At 71.1% G+C, this 12,917-nt stretch carries 12 protein-coding genes; 4 read left to right on the top strand and 8 right to left on the bottom strand.

Annotation, left to right across the window (positions count from 1 at the left end; genetic code table 11):
* Window positions 1–28: 28 nt before the first annotated feature.
* Both AMK27_RS10325 and AMK27_RS10320 read right to left on the bottom strand, forming a co-directional pair.
* On the bottom strand, window positions 29–1,090 hold the full coding sequence (locus AMK27_RS10325; protein WP_073904915.1) for an iron-siderophore ABC transporter substrate-binding protein: 1,062 nt from the start codon (window positions 1,088–1,090) through the stop codon (window positions 29–31).
* Window positions 1,091–1,192: 102 nt separating this feature from the next.
* Window positions 1,193–2,578, bottom strand: a complete 1,386-nt coding sequence (locus AMK27_RS10320) for a lysine N(6)-hydroxylase/L-ornithine N(5)-oxygenase family protein (RefSeq protein WP_073904913.1) — start codon at window positions 2,576–2,578, stop codon at window positions 1,193–1,195.
* A gap of 241 nt (window positions 2,579–2,819) precedes the next feature.
* Here AMK27_RS10320 and AMK27_RS10315 point away from each other — a divergent pair, with 241 nt between their 5' ends.
* Complete coding sequence (locus tag AMK27_RS10315; protein ID WP_073904912.1) at window positions 2,820–3,767, top strand: methionyl-tRNA formyltransferase; 948 nt, start codon at window positions 2,820–2,822, stop codon at window positions 3,765–3,767.
* A gap of 148 nt (window positions 3,768–3,915) precedes the next feature.
* On the top strand, window positions 3,916–4,656 hold the full coding sequence (locus AMK27_RS10310; protein ID WP_073904910.1) for a MarR family winged helix-turn-helix transcriptional regulator: 741 nt from the start codon (window positions 3,916–3,918) through the stop codon (window positions 4,654–4,656).
* A 91-nt stretch (window positions 4,657–4,747) separates the two neighbouring features.
* Here AMK27_RS10310 and AMK27_RS10305 read toward each other — a convergent pair whose 3' ends face one another.
* The 5 genes from AMK27_RS10305 to AMK27_RS10285 form a co-directional block, all read right to left on the bottom strand.
* On the bottom strand, window positions 4,748–6,616 hold the full coding sequence (locus tag AMK27_RS10305) for an SIP domain-containing protein (protein WP_073904909.1): 1,869 nt from the start codon (window positions 6,614–6,616) through the stop codon (window positions 4,748–4,750).
* Window positions 6,617–6,754: 138 nt separating this feature from the next.
* Window positions 6,755–7,807 (bottom strand): ABC transporter substrate-binding protein, encoded by a 1,053-nt coding sequence (locus AMK27_RS10300; RefSeq protein WP_073904907.1) that lies wholly within the window; start codon window positions 7,805–7,807, stop codon window positions 6,755–6,757.
* Window positions 7,804–8,598: an ABC transporter ATP-binding protein gene (locus AMK27_RS10295; protein WP_073905958.1), complete on the bottom strand. Its 795-nt coding sequence runs from the start codon at window positions 8,596–8,598 to the stop codon at window positions 7,804–7,806. Before AMK27_RS10295 ends, AMK27_RS10300 begins: the two co-directional genes overlap by 4 nt.
* A 149-nt stretch (window positions 8,599–8,747) precedes the next feature.
* The gene (locus AMK27_RS10290) at window positions 8,748–9,824 is read right to left on the bottom strand and encodes a FecCD family ABC transporter permease (RefSeq protein WP_079188330.1); all 1,077 of its coding nucleotides are present in this window, start codon (window positions 9,822–9,824) and stop codon (window positions 8,748–8,750) included.
* The gene (locus AMK27_RS10285) at window positions 9,824–10,870 is read right to left on the bottom strand and encodes a FecCD family ABC transporter permease (RefSeq protein ID WP_073904906.1); all 1,047 of its coding nucleotides are present in this window, start codon (window positions 10,868–10,870) and stop codon (window positions 9,824–9,826) included. Before AMK27_RS10285 ends, AMK27_RS10290 begins: the two co-directional genes overlap by 1 nt.
* Before the next feature lie 139 nt (window positions 10,871–11,009).
* On the opposite strand from AMK27_RS10285, the gene AMK27_RS10280 reads away from it, so the two are divergent.
* Both AMK27_RS10280 and AMK27_RS10275 read left to right on the top strand, forming a co-directional pair.
* Window positions 11,010–11,768 carry a helix-turn-helix transcriptional regulator gene (locus AMK27_RS10280; RefSeq protein ID WP_073904904.1) on the top strand — a complete coding sequence of 253 codons (759 nt, stop codon included), beginning with the start codon at window positions 11,010–11,012 and terminating at the stop codon, window positions 11,766–11,768.
* Window positions 11,769–11,972: 204 nt separating this feature from the next.
* Complete coding sequence (locus AMK27_RS10275) at window positions 11,973–12,182, top strand: MbtH family protein (protein WP_073904903.1); 210 nt, start codon at window positions 11,973–11,975, stop codon at window positions 12,180–12,182.
* 90 nt (window positions 12,183–12,272) lie between these two features.
* Here the strand turns inward: AMK27_RS10275 and AMK27_RS10270 are convergent, their stop codons facing one another.
* Window positions 12,273–12,776: a GNAT family N-acetyltransferase gene (locus AMK27_RS10270; protein WP_073904901.1), complete on the bottom strand. Its 504-nt coding sequence runs from the start codon at window positions 12,774–12,776 to the stop codon at window positions 12,273–12,275.
* Window positions 12,777–12,917 lie beyond the last annotated feature (141 nt).

Raw genomic sequence — 12,917 nt, 5'->3', positions numbered from 1 at the left:
TGGCTGGTGGCACGTCAGCTGGTGTGCGTCACTTGACGGCCGCGAGGAGCGGCTCGATCTGGTCGATGGCGTACGGGATCGACAGAACGGTGTTGAAGGAGAACGCGGCGCCGATGTCCGGGTCCTGGTACGGCACGAACAGGTCGCGCTTCTCCTGGTTGACCTTCAGCTTCTTGTAGAGCGGCTCGGCCTTGATGCGGTCGTTGGCCTCGGTGCTGGAGGTGACCCAGACGAGCCGGTCGACGTCGAGGACGTTGAGCTTCTCGGCGCTGAGTTCGGCGACGTTGAAGCCCGGCTTGGCCAGCGTGTCGATCTCCGGCTCGAGCTTGAAGCCGAGCTCCTGGAAGAAGATCGACTTGGGGTCGGTCTTCGTGAACGCCGAGTACTTGCCGGCCTCGAAGCTGTCGGCGACGGCCAGCGTCTTGGCAGCCCACTCGGGGTGCTTGTCGCGGGCGGCCTTGAAGCGCGCGTCGATGTCCGAGATCAGCTTGGCGGCCTCGGCGTCCTTGCCCAGCGACTTGCCGATCTGCTGGGTCATCGTCTGCCACGGGGCGCCGTAGTCCGGGTGGTCCTTGGGCTGGGCGACGACCTTGGTGAACTTGGAGAGCGTGTCGTACTGCTCCTTCTTCATCCCCGAGTACTGGGCGATCACGAGGTCGGGCTTGAGGGCAGCGATCTTCTCGATGTTGTACTCGTCGCGCTCACCGACGATCTCCGGGGTGTTCGTGCCCCACTTGTCCTTGGTCCAGGGCCACTTGCCGTACGGCTTCTCCTTGAACCAGTCGACCGAGCCGGCCGGCACGACGCCGAGGGCGAGCACCGCGTCCTGGTCGGAGAGGCCGAGGGTGACGACCGTCTTCGGCTCCTTGTCGATGGTCGTGGAGCCGTACTTGTGCTCGACCGTGACCGGGAACTCGGCGGGCTCGGCTCCCCCGTCGGCGGCGGCCGACGTGGTGGAGGGCGACGGCGATTCGGACTTCTCGGTCCCGCCACCGCAGGCGGAGAGCGCGAGGGCCGCAACGGCGAGGACGGCTACGCGAGGAGCTGATCTGGCGAACCGGGCCAGAGCGGGACGTGCACCAGCGGACACGGACGTTCCTTTCGGGGATTCACAGTGCTGCCGCACCCGCCGGGGCACGGGTGCCGTGCGGCGGGAGTGGCGATGGCGCGTGGGGGGTGGAGCCGGGTGACGCTAGCGCGCCGTGCCCACACCGTCGACCACGGACCTGACCTCGTCGGCGGAGGCAGGGGCGGGGACGGAGGCGGAGGCGTCGACCGGAGCCGGGGCCCGGTCGAGGACCGAGTCGAGGATCTCGCCGACCCTGATCGCGGTGTTGGAGAGCAGTGACGAGGTGATGCCGTGGGTGTGCTCGGTTCCGCCCTGCAGGTAGATGCCGCAGCGGAGTTCGGGATCGGTGGCCAGGCGGTAGTCCCGCTCGACGCGGACCCTGCCCTGCTCGTCGCGGTGGCAGCGGTCGCCGACCGGACCGAGCAGCCCGAGGGGCTCGGCGGGCGTGTAACCCGTGGCGTAGACGACGACGTCGGCTTCGAGCACGGACTCCTCGCCGGTGACGAGGGAGGTGACGAACGCGCGGACCTTGTCGAGGCCGTCCTCGACGCCGGTGAGCCGGGAGATGTTGATGAAGCGCAGCCGCTCGGTGCCGAGGACCTTCTCCTGGTACGCCTGCCGGTACAGGTCGTCGATGAGGTCGATGTCCACCACGGAGTAGTTGGTGTTCCCGTGGTAGTCCATCAGCTTGCGCTTGATGGCGTCGGGAGCCGTGAAGTACTCGTCGACGGCCTCGGGGTCGAAGATCCGGTTGGCGAAGGCGCTGTCGTCGGCGGGGCTGTAGCCGTACCGCGAGAAGACGGCGCAGATCTCGGCGTCGGGGAAACGGCGGTGGAGATAGGCCACGTTCTCGGCGGCGCTCTGGCCGGCGCCGACGACGACGATCCGCTCGGGGTTCGTGCCCTCCAGGCTCTCGACCTTGCGGAGCAGGTCCGAGTTGTGCCAGACGCGGTCGCTGCGCTCGACGCCCTGCGGCATCTTCGGGCGAAGTCCGGTGCCGAGGACGAGGTTTCGGGCGCGGTGGACGACCAGTTCGTCCCCGGAGCGGGCGGTCACGTCGAGGTACTCGACGACGCCGTCCCGCTCGACGGGCTCCACCGAGACGATCTCGTGGCCGTAGGAGACCATGTCGTCGACCTTGGACGCGGCCCACTCGAAGTAGTCGTGGAACTCGACGCGCAGGGGGAAGAGGTTCTTGTGGTTGACGAAGTCGATCAGCCGGCCCTTGCTCTGCAGGTAGCAGAGGAAGCTGTACTCGCTGGTCGGGTTCCGCAGCGTCACCAGGTCCTTGAGGAAGGACACCTGCATGGTCGCGTCGTCGATCAGCATGCCGCGGTGCCAGCCGAACTGCGGCTGGCGCTCGAAGAAGTGGGCGGTGACCGCTTCCTCTCTTCCGACGCGTGCGTTGTGCTCGCTGAGCGCTATCGCCATGGCCACATTGGACGGCCCGAAGCCGATGCCTATGAGGTCGTGGACCAGAGGTGCGTCATCAGGAGAACCCTGCGACATGTCACTCCCATCGTGCGGGAAAGAAGCTGGGGAACGGGGGCATCGAGCACGCCGGTGTGACCGGCGGCCCTGGATAACTTAGGTAAAGCTAACCTGATTAAGCGCGGCTGTCGACGGGACGAAACGGGCAAGGGGTGAAGGTCCGCCCATGAACGACCGCACAAATCAAGCCAGTTGCACTGTTAGGTAAGGCTTGCTTTACTTGCTGACGGTCAATCGCTCTTCTGAGGAGGAACCCCATATGCGGGTCGTCATGTTCGGCTATCAGACCTGGGGCCACCGCACCCTCCAAGCGCTCCTGGACTCCGAACACGACGTGGCGCTCGTCGTGACGCACCCCAAGAGCGAGCACGCCTACGAGAAGATCTGGAGCGACTCGGTCGCCGCCCTGGCGGAGGAGCACGGCGTCCCGGTCGTGATCCGCAACAGGCCTGACGACGAGGAGCTGTTCGCCCGCCTCAAGGAGGCGGACCCCGACATCATCGTCGCCAACAACTGGCGCACCTGGATCCCGCCGCACATCTACAACCTGCCCCGCCACGGCACGCTGAACATCCACGACTCGCTGCTGCCCAAGTACGCCGGCTTCTCGCCGCTCATCTGGGCCCTCATCAACGGCGAGACCGAAGTCGGCGTCACCGCCCACATGATGGACGAGGTGCTCGACGCGGGCGACATCGTCCAGCAGCACGCGGTCCCCGTGGGACCGAAGGACACGACGACCGACCTCTTCCACAAGACCGTCGACCTCATCGCCCCCGTCACGATCGGCGCGCTCGACCAGATCGCCTCCGGCCGGGCCGAGTTCACCCGGCAGGACCGCTCCCAGGCCAGCTTCTTCCACAAGCGGGCCGAGGAGGACATCCGGATCGACTGGAACTGGCCGGCCGACGCCCTGGAGCGGCTCGTCCGCGCCCAGTCGACGCCCTACCCGAGCGCCTTCACCTTCCACCGGGGCAAGCGGCTCGAAGTCCTCACCGCCGTCGTCTCCGAGGGACGGTACGGCGGCACTCCGGGCCGCATCTTCTACCGCGAGGGCGAGGGCGTCGTGATCGTCGCCGGTGCCGACGCGCGCACGGGCCGCAACCACGGTCTGGCCATCACCCGCGTCCGGACGGAGGACGGCCGCGAACTCCCCGCGACCGAGTACTTCACGTCCATGGGCGGCTACCTCGGCGCCCGTCCCTGACGGGCATGGGACCCGAGCACGTCGACGGGGGTCGTCGGTCCCATCCGAGCACCATGGCGGCCCCCGTGTCAGATCTGGGTAGGTTAACCCAACCTATCGGTGAGGCCCGGCGGTTGGTGACCGACCGCTCGGACAGTGAGGCGCAGCGATGGAACAACCGATCGTCAACGGTGTGGCGTGCGACGCCACGGGGGCGACGTTCGCCGTCGTCGGCATCTCGAACATGGCCACCGACTGGGCGAAGGTCTTCAGCTCCCTCGCCGACGCCGACCTGACGCTCGACGCGGCCGCCGGCCGGGGTGGCGAGCAGGCCCTGATGCGCGCCGTCGCCGCGGCGGCCGCCGGCGGAACGGACCGTGGCGACAGCCGCGCCGAGGTCCCCCCGCCCTCCATGAGCATGACCCCTCCCAGCGTCCTGAACCTCAACGCGTACCTCATGTACGCGCTGGGCAAGGTCGCGCGCCGGAGGCTCACGGAGCGGCTGGAGGCCCGCGGGCTGCGGCTGTGGCACCTCACCGTGATGACCCTGCTCGCCGACCTCGGCCCGCAGATGAAGACGGCCCTCGCGTCGCGGCTCGACATGAACGCCAGCGATCTGGTGAAGATCGTCAACGATCTCGCCCGCATCGGGCAGGTGGACTGCGTCCGCGACCGGACGGACCGGCGCCGCGTCGTCGTGGAGCTCACCGCGGAGGGCCGGACGTACCTCGCCGGTCTCAGCGCGGAGATCGCCTCCGCCGACGACGAGATCCTGGCCCCGCTCGACGCGGCGGAACGCGAGCAGCTCGGCTCCCTGCTGCGCCGCGTCCACAGCCACCTCGAACGGCCCCCGGCCGGCGTGCCGCGCGGACGCGGATACGCTCCGCCGGCACCGCGCACCGGGGACTGACCGCCACCGGAGCCACCACGACGGACCTGTGCCCCCTCGCCCGTGAGAGCGAGGGGGCACCGGCGTGCCGGGGCGCTCACACACCGGAGGATCAGGCCCGGCCGAGGATCCAGAGGCGGTGGTCCCAGCCGATGTCCTTCCGGTTCCTCACCACCAGGCCGGCCCGCTCCACGAGCGCCTCCACCTCGTCGGCGCCCCGCACTCCGGAGCCGAAGGCGCACTTGAGGCGCAGGTGGTGCAGGACGGCGTCGACGTCGTCAGCGTCGGCCGCGGTGACCATTTCCACCAGGACCAGCGTGCCCTCCGGAGCCAGCGCCGACGCCGCCTCGGAGAGGGTGTGGACGGCGTCCTCGTCGGCCAGCCACTCCAGTTGACGGGACATCAGCAGGGTTCCCGTGCCCTCGGGGGCGGCCGCGGACCGGGCGACCAGCTCGACCCGGGGCAGGACGTCCGTGTCGAGGACCTGGTCGCTCAGCACGCGCAGCACCGACGGCATGGCCGCGATGCGGGCGCGCAGCGCGGGGAACTCCTTCAGCAGGGCGTTCACCACGGTCGCCGAACCGTGGCCGGTCGCGGTCACCTCGGCGACCGCCGACCAGTCATGGGCCTTGAGGACGCCGGGGGCGATCCACATGGCCTCCTCCTCGACGGCGGTACGGGCGGTGCCCGCGAGCCTCGGATCGTCCTCCATCGCGGCGGTCAGGGTCCGGCCGGTCAGTGTGCGGTAGCCCGCCTCGCCGGTGCGGACCGTGTGCAGGAGCCCGGAGAGCGAGGCGTCGAACGCGGCCTGGGCGCCCTCCAGGTGGTACTCCTCGGCCGAGTGGTCGTCCTCGACCAGCTCCTCGCTCACGGGGGTGAGCCGGTAGCCCTCCTCCCCCGCCGCGAGGAGGTCGATGGAGACCAGGTAGTCGAGCAGCGCCTTCAGCGTCGGGGCGTCGGCCGCGGCCCGGCGGGCCAGCTCGCCCGCGTCCCGCACCCCGGCGTCGACCAGGTCGAACACCCCCAGGGTGACGGCCGTCCGGATCGCGTAGCCGGGGGCCAGGTCCGTCAGCTCGTGCAGCCGCTCGTGCGCGTCCCCGTCCTCCTCCGCCTCGGCGGCGACCGTCTCGGCGGTGCCCGTCCCGGCCCCCTCGGGCAGGGCGGTCGGCGCGTGTTCCGTACGCCGCCAGTATCCGGTGATGTGGGTGTGGTCGCGCGGGATCTGACGCTCCGCCACGAGGTGGCGGCGGATGCCCTTGAGGGTGAGGGTCTCGCCGGCCACCCAGGCGAAGACGGTGCCCGGCAGCCAGTCCGCGGTGCGCACCGCCTGTTCGAGGAGATCGGTGGTGCCGGCAGGCGCGCCCTTGCGCGACAGCCAGACGATCTCGGCGTCCGCCCGGGTGGGCAGCTCCTGGCGGTGGCTGTCGTCGCCGATCTCGATGAAGACGCGGGCCTTGGTGCCCTCGGGCATCTCGGCCAGCCACCGGCCGATGGCGGGCAGGGCCGTCTCGTCACCGATGACGAGCAGCCAGTCGGCGCCCTCGGGGTGGCTGTGGGACATCTTCGGTCCGGCGATCCAGGCGCTGTCGCCGGGCTCGGCCCGCTCGGCCCAGGTGGAGGCGACGCCGCCGTCGTGGCGGACGAAGTCGAAGTCGATCTCCCCTGCCTCGGGGTCGTGCCGGACCGGGGTGTAGTCCTTGGCGACGGGACGGCCGTCGGCGGGCCAGTCGAGGCTGCTGACGTTCTGGCCGGGGAGGATCAGCCGGCCGGTCTCGTCGGCGAAGAAGAACTTCACGTGGTCGTCGAAGCCCTCGGTGCGGAGGGCGGGCAGGTCGAGTCCGTCCTTCTCGAAGGCGTCGAGCTGGGCTCCGCCGAGGGTGAGGCGCCGCATCCCCGGGGTGATGTTCTCGGCGCGCAGGACGGTCAGTTCCCTCAGCACGATGGGGAAGGTGACGACCGAGCGGGGGCTGCGGGTGGACATGGGGAGGGCTCCTTCTGGCACTGCGGTGGTCCGGGAATCGCGGGCCGGGCGGACCGGGGGCGTGAGGACGCCCGCCGGTCCGCCCGGCCCGCGCGGGTGGGTGCTTGCGGGTGGTGCGGCTCCCTCGCGGGAGCGGGTTCACTTGCCGGCGACGGCCTTGGCGAGGATCGGGGTCAGCTTCTCGACGATCCACGGGAAGCTGAGGGCGTCGGGGTAGGCGACGGCGGAGGAGAGGGTGTTCTCCGACGGGATCACCGCGTAGTGCTTGCCCTTGACGACCGTGAGGGACTGGAAGAGCTTGTTGCTCTCCAGCTCGGAGGCGCTGAGCAGTCCGTTGTCGCCGAAGGGGTACGTCATCAGCAGGACGTCGGCCTCCAGCTCGTCCAGGTTCTCCAGGCTGACGGAGTTCTTGTCCGCCGAGTAGGAGGCGGCCTTGTCGGTCTTCTTCAGACCGATCTGCTCGAAGATGCCCGGGTCCTGGTCGGCGTGGGACATGAAGGTGAGCTGCTCGGGGTGGACGACCGCGTAGGTGTACGTCTTGCCCTTGAACTCGGGGTGCGCGGCGGCCGCGTCGGCGATCGCCTTGCCGTTGGCGGCGATCACCTGGTCGGCCTCGGCCGTCATGCCGAGGGCCTTGGCGGCGTTCTTCAGGCGCTCCTGCCAGGTCAGCGTGTCGGCGTGCTTCTTGTCGGTGAAGGTGACGACCGGGGCGATCGGCGCGAGCTTGGCGTAATCCGTGTCCATGGACCAGGTGTTCATGCCGAGGATGATGTCCGGGGCCTCGGCCGCGATGGCCTCGAAGTCGGTGCCGTCGGTGTCGTCGTACGTCTTGAGCTTGCCGGCGCCGAGCTTGGTGAGGGCGCGCTGCTTGTACTCGGGGACGGGACCGCCGTCCTCCACGTCCGGGGTGATGACGGGGACCAGGCCGAGCGCGAGCGCGATGGAGGTGTCGCCGTCGGAGACGGTGGCCACCTTCAGCGGCTTCTTCTCGACCTCGGTCCTGCCCCAGGCGTTGGTGAGGGTGACCGGGAAGGCGGCGGCCGGGGCGGCGGTGCCGCCGGAGGGCTTGCCGGCATCGGCCTTCTCGTCCTTGCCGCCGCCGCAGCCGACGAGCAGGGTGGCGGCCGCGGCCGCGGCGATCAGCGTGCGGACGGCGGACCGTCGGGCGGCGGGTCTTGCGAGGCGGTTCATGATCGGTTCTCCTGCGAGTGGTGGCGGCCGAGGGGGAAGATCTGCGGCCGGGCCGTGAGGGGGTGGGGGACGACGACGCACTTCAGGCCGAAGACCTCGGCCACGGTCGCCGCGTCGAGCACCTCTTCGGGCGTGCCCTGGCGGACGACACGTCCGTCGCGCATGGCGACGATGGTCGACGCGTACAGGGCCGCCTGGTTGAGGTCGTGGGAGACGAGCACGATGGTCTTGCCCGTCTGTTCGTTGAGTTCCGCGAGGAGGTCCATCACCTCGATCTGGTGCGCGACGTCCAGGTAGGTGGTGGGTTCGTCGAGCAGCAGGGTCGGGGTGTCCTGGGCGAGGGCCAGCGCGATCCACACGCGCTGCCGCTGTCCGCCGGAGAGCTGGTCGACGGGCCGGTCGACCAGCTCGGCGGTTCCGGTGGCCCGGAGCGCCTCGGCGATGACGGTGTCGTCGTGGGCGTCGCGGCGCCGGCCGAACTGGCGGTGCGGGTGGCGTCCGCGCCAGACCAGGTCGCCGACGGTGATGCTCTCCGGGGCGACCGGGGACTGGGGGAGCACGCCGAGCCTCCGGGCCACCTCACGGGTGGGCAGGCGGTGGATGTCGGCGCCTTCGAGGAGGACCGATCCGGCGGTGAGGGGCAGCAGCCGGGCCATCGACTTGAGGAGGGTGGACTTGCCGCAGGCGTTCGGGCCGACGAGCGCGGTGATGCGGCCGGTCTCGATCCGTACGGAGAGGTCCTCGATGACGGGGTTCCCGCTGTAACCGGCGCTGATGGCACGGGCTTCCAGCTGGTGGGCCGGTGCGGTCCGCGCCGACGCCGTGTGCGTCGTCGCGGTCTCGGTCTCGGGTCCGTCGGTCTCGGGCACGGCGGCCTCGGGTCCGTCGGTCTCGGGTCCGCCGGTCTCCGGCTTCCGGGTCTGCGGTGTCGCGGCGTGTGTCACGAGGCTCCCTGCCTGCGTCGAAGGATCAGCCAGACGAAGTAGGGCGCGCCGAGCAGCGCGGTCAGGACCCCGGTGGGCACCGGGCTGATCACGGGTGCGTGCTGGGCGAGGACGTCGGCGGCGATGACGATGACGGCGCCGATGGCGGGGGCGACGGCCGTCGAGCGGTCGACGCCCACCAGCCGTACGGCGATGGGCCCGCTGATGAGCGAGACGAAGCCGATGGGTCCGACGACGCTGGTGGCGAGGGCCGCGGCGGCGGCGCCGAGCAGCAGGACGCCGACGCGGACCGCCGTCACCCGGGACCCGAGTCCGGCGGCGAAACCGTCTCCCAGGGCGAGGGTGCCGAGGGACCGGCCGACCAGGAGGGCGGCCACCAGGCAGACGCCGAGGCCGAGGGCGAGGGTGGTGACCCCGTCCCAGTCCGCCGCGTGGGTGCTGCCGACGGTCCAGCGCATCGCGATGGCGATGCTCTGCTGGTCGGCCACGGTGAAGAGGTAGTTGGTGTACGCGGTGCAGACGGCGCTCAGGCCGATGCCCACCAGGACCAGCCGGTAGGTGTCGACCCCGCCCCGCCAGCTGAGCAGTTGGACGGCGGCGACCAGGACGAAGGAGCCGACGACGGCGGCCACGGGGACGCCGACGCTGAACGCCGCGGGGGCGTAGAGCAGCGCGGTCGCGGCTCCGGCGCCCGCGCCGGCCGAGATTCCGACGATGTCGGGGGTGGCCAGCGGGTTGCGGATGAGCCGCTGGTAGAGCGAACCGGCCAGGCCGAAGAGGGCTCCGGCGAGGAGCGCGGCCAGCGCGCGGGGCATCCGCAGCTGGAAGATCATGTAGTCGGCGAGGCCGGTGCGCAGGCCGAACATGGCGGGCAGGACGTCGGCGGGGTCGACCCGGCCGATGCCGCCGAGCAGGACGGAGGCGGTCGTGAGGGCGAGGAGCGCGACGGCGAGCACGGCGGCGACCAGGACGGTGCGGCGGTTGCGGACGCGGCGGCCGGACCGCAGGTGCGCGACGACGGCGGGGGTGGTCGGGGCGTCCGGCCGGGCGGGCCGGGTGTCGATCGCGGTCATCACATCTTCACCAGGTCGCGGCGGCGGGCGAGCCAGACGAAGAAGGGGGTGCCGACGATCGCGGTCATGAGGCCCACCTGGATCTCCCCGTGGTCGAGTACCAACCGGCCCGCGGTGTCGGAGGCCGTGAGGAGGACGGCTCCGACGGCCATGGAGATCGGCAGGGACCAGCGGTGGTCGGGCCCGGTCAGGAGCCGTGCGCAGTGCGCGGCGACCAGGCCGACGAAGGCCACCGGGCCGACCGCGGCGGTGGCCGCGGCGCAGAGCAGGACGGCGACGGCGGCGCTCGCGAGGCGGGCGCGTTCCACCTTGACGCCGAGCGCGCGGGCCGTGTCGTCGCCGAGCCCGAGGATGTTGAGGGTTCCACCGAGCGGCAGCGCGAGAAGCAGCCCGCAGATCACGAAGGGCATGATCTCGTCGATGACCTCGGCCCGGCCGGTGAGTTGGCCGATGGACCAGAACCGCAGGTGGGCGAAGGCCTCCTTGTCGCGGACGACGAGGAGGGTGATGAGGGAGGACATCACGGCGGCGAGGGCCACACCGGCGAGCACGAGGCCGACTGCGGAGCTGCCGGCGTCGGTGCGGGTGCCGATGAGGTAGACGAGGGCCGCGGCGAGGGTGGATCCCATCAGTGCGAGCCAGAAGTAGCCGTGCGCGTCGGTGACACCGAGGAACATGATGCCGAACACGACGAACATGGCAGCGCCTTGCTCGACACCGAGGATGCCGGGGTCGGCGAGCGGGTTCGCGGTGAGCGCCTGCATGATCATTCCGGAGGCGCCGAGGGCGGCGCCGACGGCGAGGCCGAGCAGGGTCCGGGGGATGCGTTCGGTCCACAGGACATGGGAGTTGTACGCCTCCCCTCCCGGGTGGAGCAGGATGCGGACGACTTCCAGCGGGGAGATGTCCCGGGAGCCGAGCGCGATTCCGGCCAGCAGGGTCGCGATCACGGCCGCGGTGGCGATCACCGCGACGGTCGCGCCGCGCGAGAGCCGGGTCCGTACCGGTGGCAGCGGGGCCCTCACCGGCGGGGACGTATCTGTCATGGGATGTTCCTGTTCCTCACGGGTCGTGCGGTCAGTTAGGTTACCCTTACCTAAGCTTCGACGATCCAAGTGGAAGCCCGACCGATCACACCGAGGGGCCAGGAACCCGTCCCGGCCTCCATGGACCAGGGGGTGGGCCATGGCCCAGGGAAGAACGTCCGCGGCCACGGACGAGGACTTCATCACGGCGGGGGGTCACCCGACCCACACCCACGACTTCCACCAGCTGCTCTATACGCCGCTGGGCCGGATATCGGTCTTCACACCCGGCACCGGGCATGAACTCACCCCTTCCGTGGCGCTCTGGATCCCCGCCGGAACCCCGCACAGCGCCCGCTTCCACCCCGACTCCCTGGTGGTCGCCGAGCCGTTCGACGCCGACGTCCACGAACTCCCCTACGCGCGGCCCACGGTGGTCCGGATCGACGAGGGGCAGCGGCGCCTCCTGCTCGCCCGGACACGGGGCACGGGGACCGGCGCCGACGAGGTCGCGGCCTTCCTCACGCTGACCGGATTCCCCTCCGCCGCCCTGCCGGCGCCCCGCCCGACCAGCGAGTCGGCGCGGTCCGTCGCCCGCGCGCTCCTGCGCAGGCCGGAGGACCAGCGCACCGCCACGCAGTGGGCGGAGAGCCTCCACACCAGCTCGACCAGCCTGCGGCGCGCCTTCCGCAACGAGACGGGGCTCGCGTTCTCGGAGTGGCGGACCCGGGTCCGCCTGAACCGCTCACTGGACCTGCTCGACCGGGGACACCTGGTGAGCGCGGTCGCGGCACGCGTCGGATTCACCAGCACGAACGGCTACATCCTGGCCTTCCGGAAGCACTTCGACTGCACGCCCGGAGCCTGGGTCAAGGGGCGCGGGGAGCACACCGACTCCCGTCCGGGGCACGCGGCCTGAGTCACCGTCCGGAGCGCCCGGCTCCCCGGGGTGCGGGCCTCCCGACCGCTTGACACCCCCTCACCCCTCCAGGATCTTAGGCTAGCCTTACCTAATCGCTCAGGTGCCAGGGCGGCCGGGCTCCCGCCCCCGCCCCGGCGGTCGGCCCGTTCGGGACGACTCCCCCGCACCGCACAGCCAGCCCCCCCCGCAAGGAGATCCAGCATGACCGCGACCAACCCCTTCGAGGACGCCGACGCCCGCTACCTCGTGCTCGTCAACGCCGAGAACCAGCACTCGCTGTGGCCGGCTTTCGCCGAGGTCCCGAACGGCTGGACCACCGTGCACGGCGAGGACTCCCGCGAGGGCTGCGCCCAGTACGTCGACAACCACTGGACCGACATGCGCCCCGCGAGCCTCGCGGCCCGCGCCTAGGAACCCTCCCAGCACAGGACCCCCGGCACCGACTTCGGCACCGGGGGTCCGCACCGGTACGGACCCCGTCCGTACCGGCCCCAGTCACGCTCAGGCGAGGGCGCGCACCAGGACCCGGGAGCCCCGCGCCGGGTCGAGGCGGGCGCGCCACTCCGGGGGCGCCTCCTCCTCGCCGCCCACGACGAACCCGTGGCGCAGGAAGAGCAGCCCGCTGCCCGCGGTCGCGGTGAACACCCGGCACGCACCCCGGGTCCCGGCCTCGGCGAGCACGGCCCGCAGCAGCGCGGAGCCGATGCCGCGCCCCTGATTCCCGTCCGCCACACAGAAGTTGTAGAGCACGGCGGCCGCCCGGCCGCACGCGTCGGGCCGACGGTTCAGCGCGACACAGCCCGCCAGGACTCCGCCGGCGGTCTCGGCGACGAGGAAGTCCGCCGCGTCCCGGGCGTACCGGCTCGCGGGGCGGTCCCGCAGCGCCCCCGCGCGCACGAAGGGCACGGACAGCCGGTGCACGGCGGCGGCGTCGGACGGCCCGGCGGGACGGACGACGGCGACGGACTCCGACCGGAGGCCCGGGCGGGGCGTGGCTGTGGTCAACGGCTTCTCGCTCTCATGGGGTTGAAGACGGCGGATCCACCGGGGACCGCCGCAGCTTGACTCCAGCACACCCTATTGAGTTAGGTAAGCCTTACCTAACTTGGCTAGCCTCGTCGCAGCCTTCGCAGCACTTCACATGTC

The organism is Streptomyces sp. CB02009 (assembly GCF_001905825.1).
Classification (GTDB): domain Bacteria; phylum Actinomycetota; class Actinomycetes; order Streptomycetales; family Streptomycetaceae; genus Streptomyces.
This window is presented reverse-complemented; position numbering and strand designations above follow the sequence as displayed.

What these genes read in the sequence shown, in the direction of transcription:
- AMK27_RS10320 (WP_073904913.1), bottom strand. Translation starts at nt 2,578, where the DNA reads ATGTCGCAGGGTTCTCCTGATGACGCACCTCTGGTCCACGACCTCATA.
- AMK27_RS10315 (WP_073904912.1), top strand. Translation starts at nt 2,820, where the DNA reads ATGCGGGTCGTCATGTTCGGCTATCAGACCTGGGGCCACCGCACCCTC.
- AMK27_RS10310 (WP_073904910.1), top strand. Translation starts at nt 3,916, where the DNA reads ATGGAACAACCGATCGTCAACGGTGTGGCGTGCGACGCCACGGGGGCG.
- AMK27_RS10305 (WP_073904909.1), bottom strand. Translation starts at nt 6,616, where the DNA reads ATGTCCACCCGCAGCCCCCGCTCGGTCGTCACCTTCCCCATCGTGCTG.
- AMK27_RS10300 (WP_073904907.1), bottom strand. Translation starts at nt 7,807, where the DNA reads ATGAACCGCCTCGCAAGACCCGCCGCCCGACGGTCCGCCGTCCGCACG.
- AMK27_RS10290 (WP_079188330.1), bottom strand. Translation starts at nt 9,824, where the DNA reads ATGACCGCGATCGACACCCGGCCCGCCCGGCCGGACGCCCCGACCACC.
- AMK27_RS10285 (WP_073904906.1), bottom strand. Translation starts at nt 10,870, where the DNA reads ATGACAGATACGTCCCCGCCGGTGAGGGCCCCGCTGCCACCGGTACGG.
- AMK27_RS10280 (WP_073904904.1), top strand. Translation starts at nt 11,010, where the DNA reads ATGGCCCAGGGAAGAACGTCCGCGGCCACGGACGAGGACTTCATCACG.
- AMK27_RS10275 (WP_073904903.1), top strand. Translation starts at nt 11,973, where the DNA reads ATGACCGCGACCAACCCCTTCGAGGACGCCGACGCCCGCTACCTCGTG.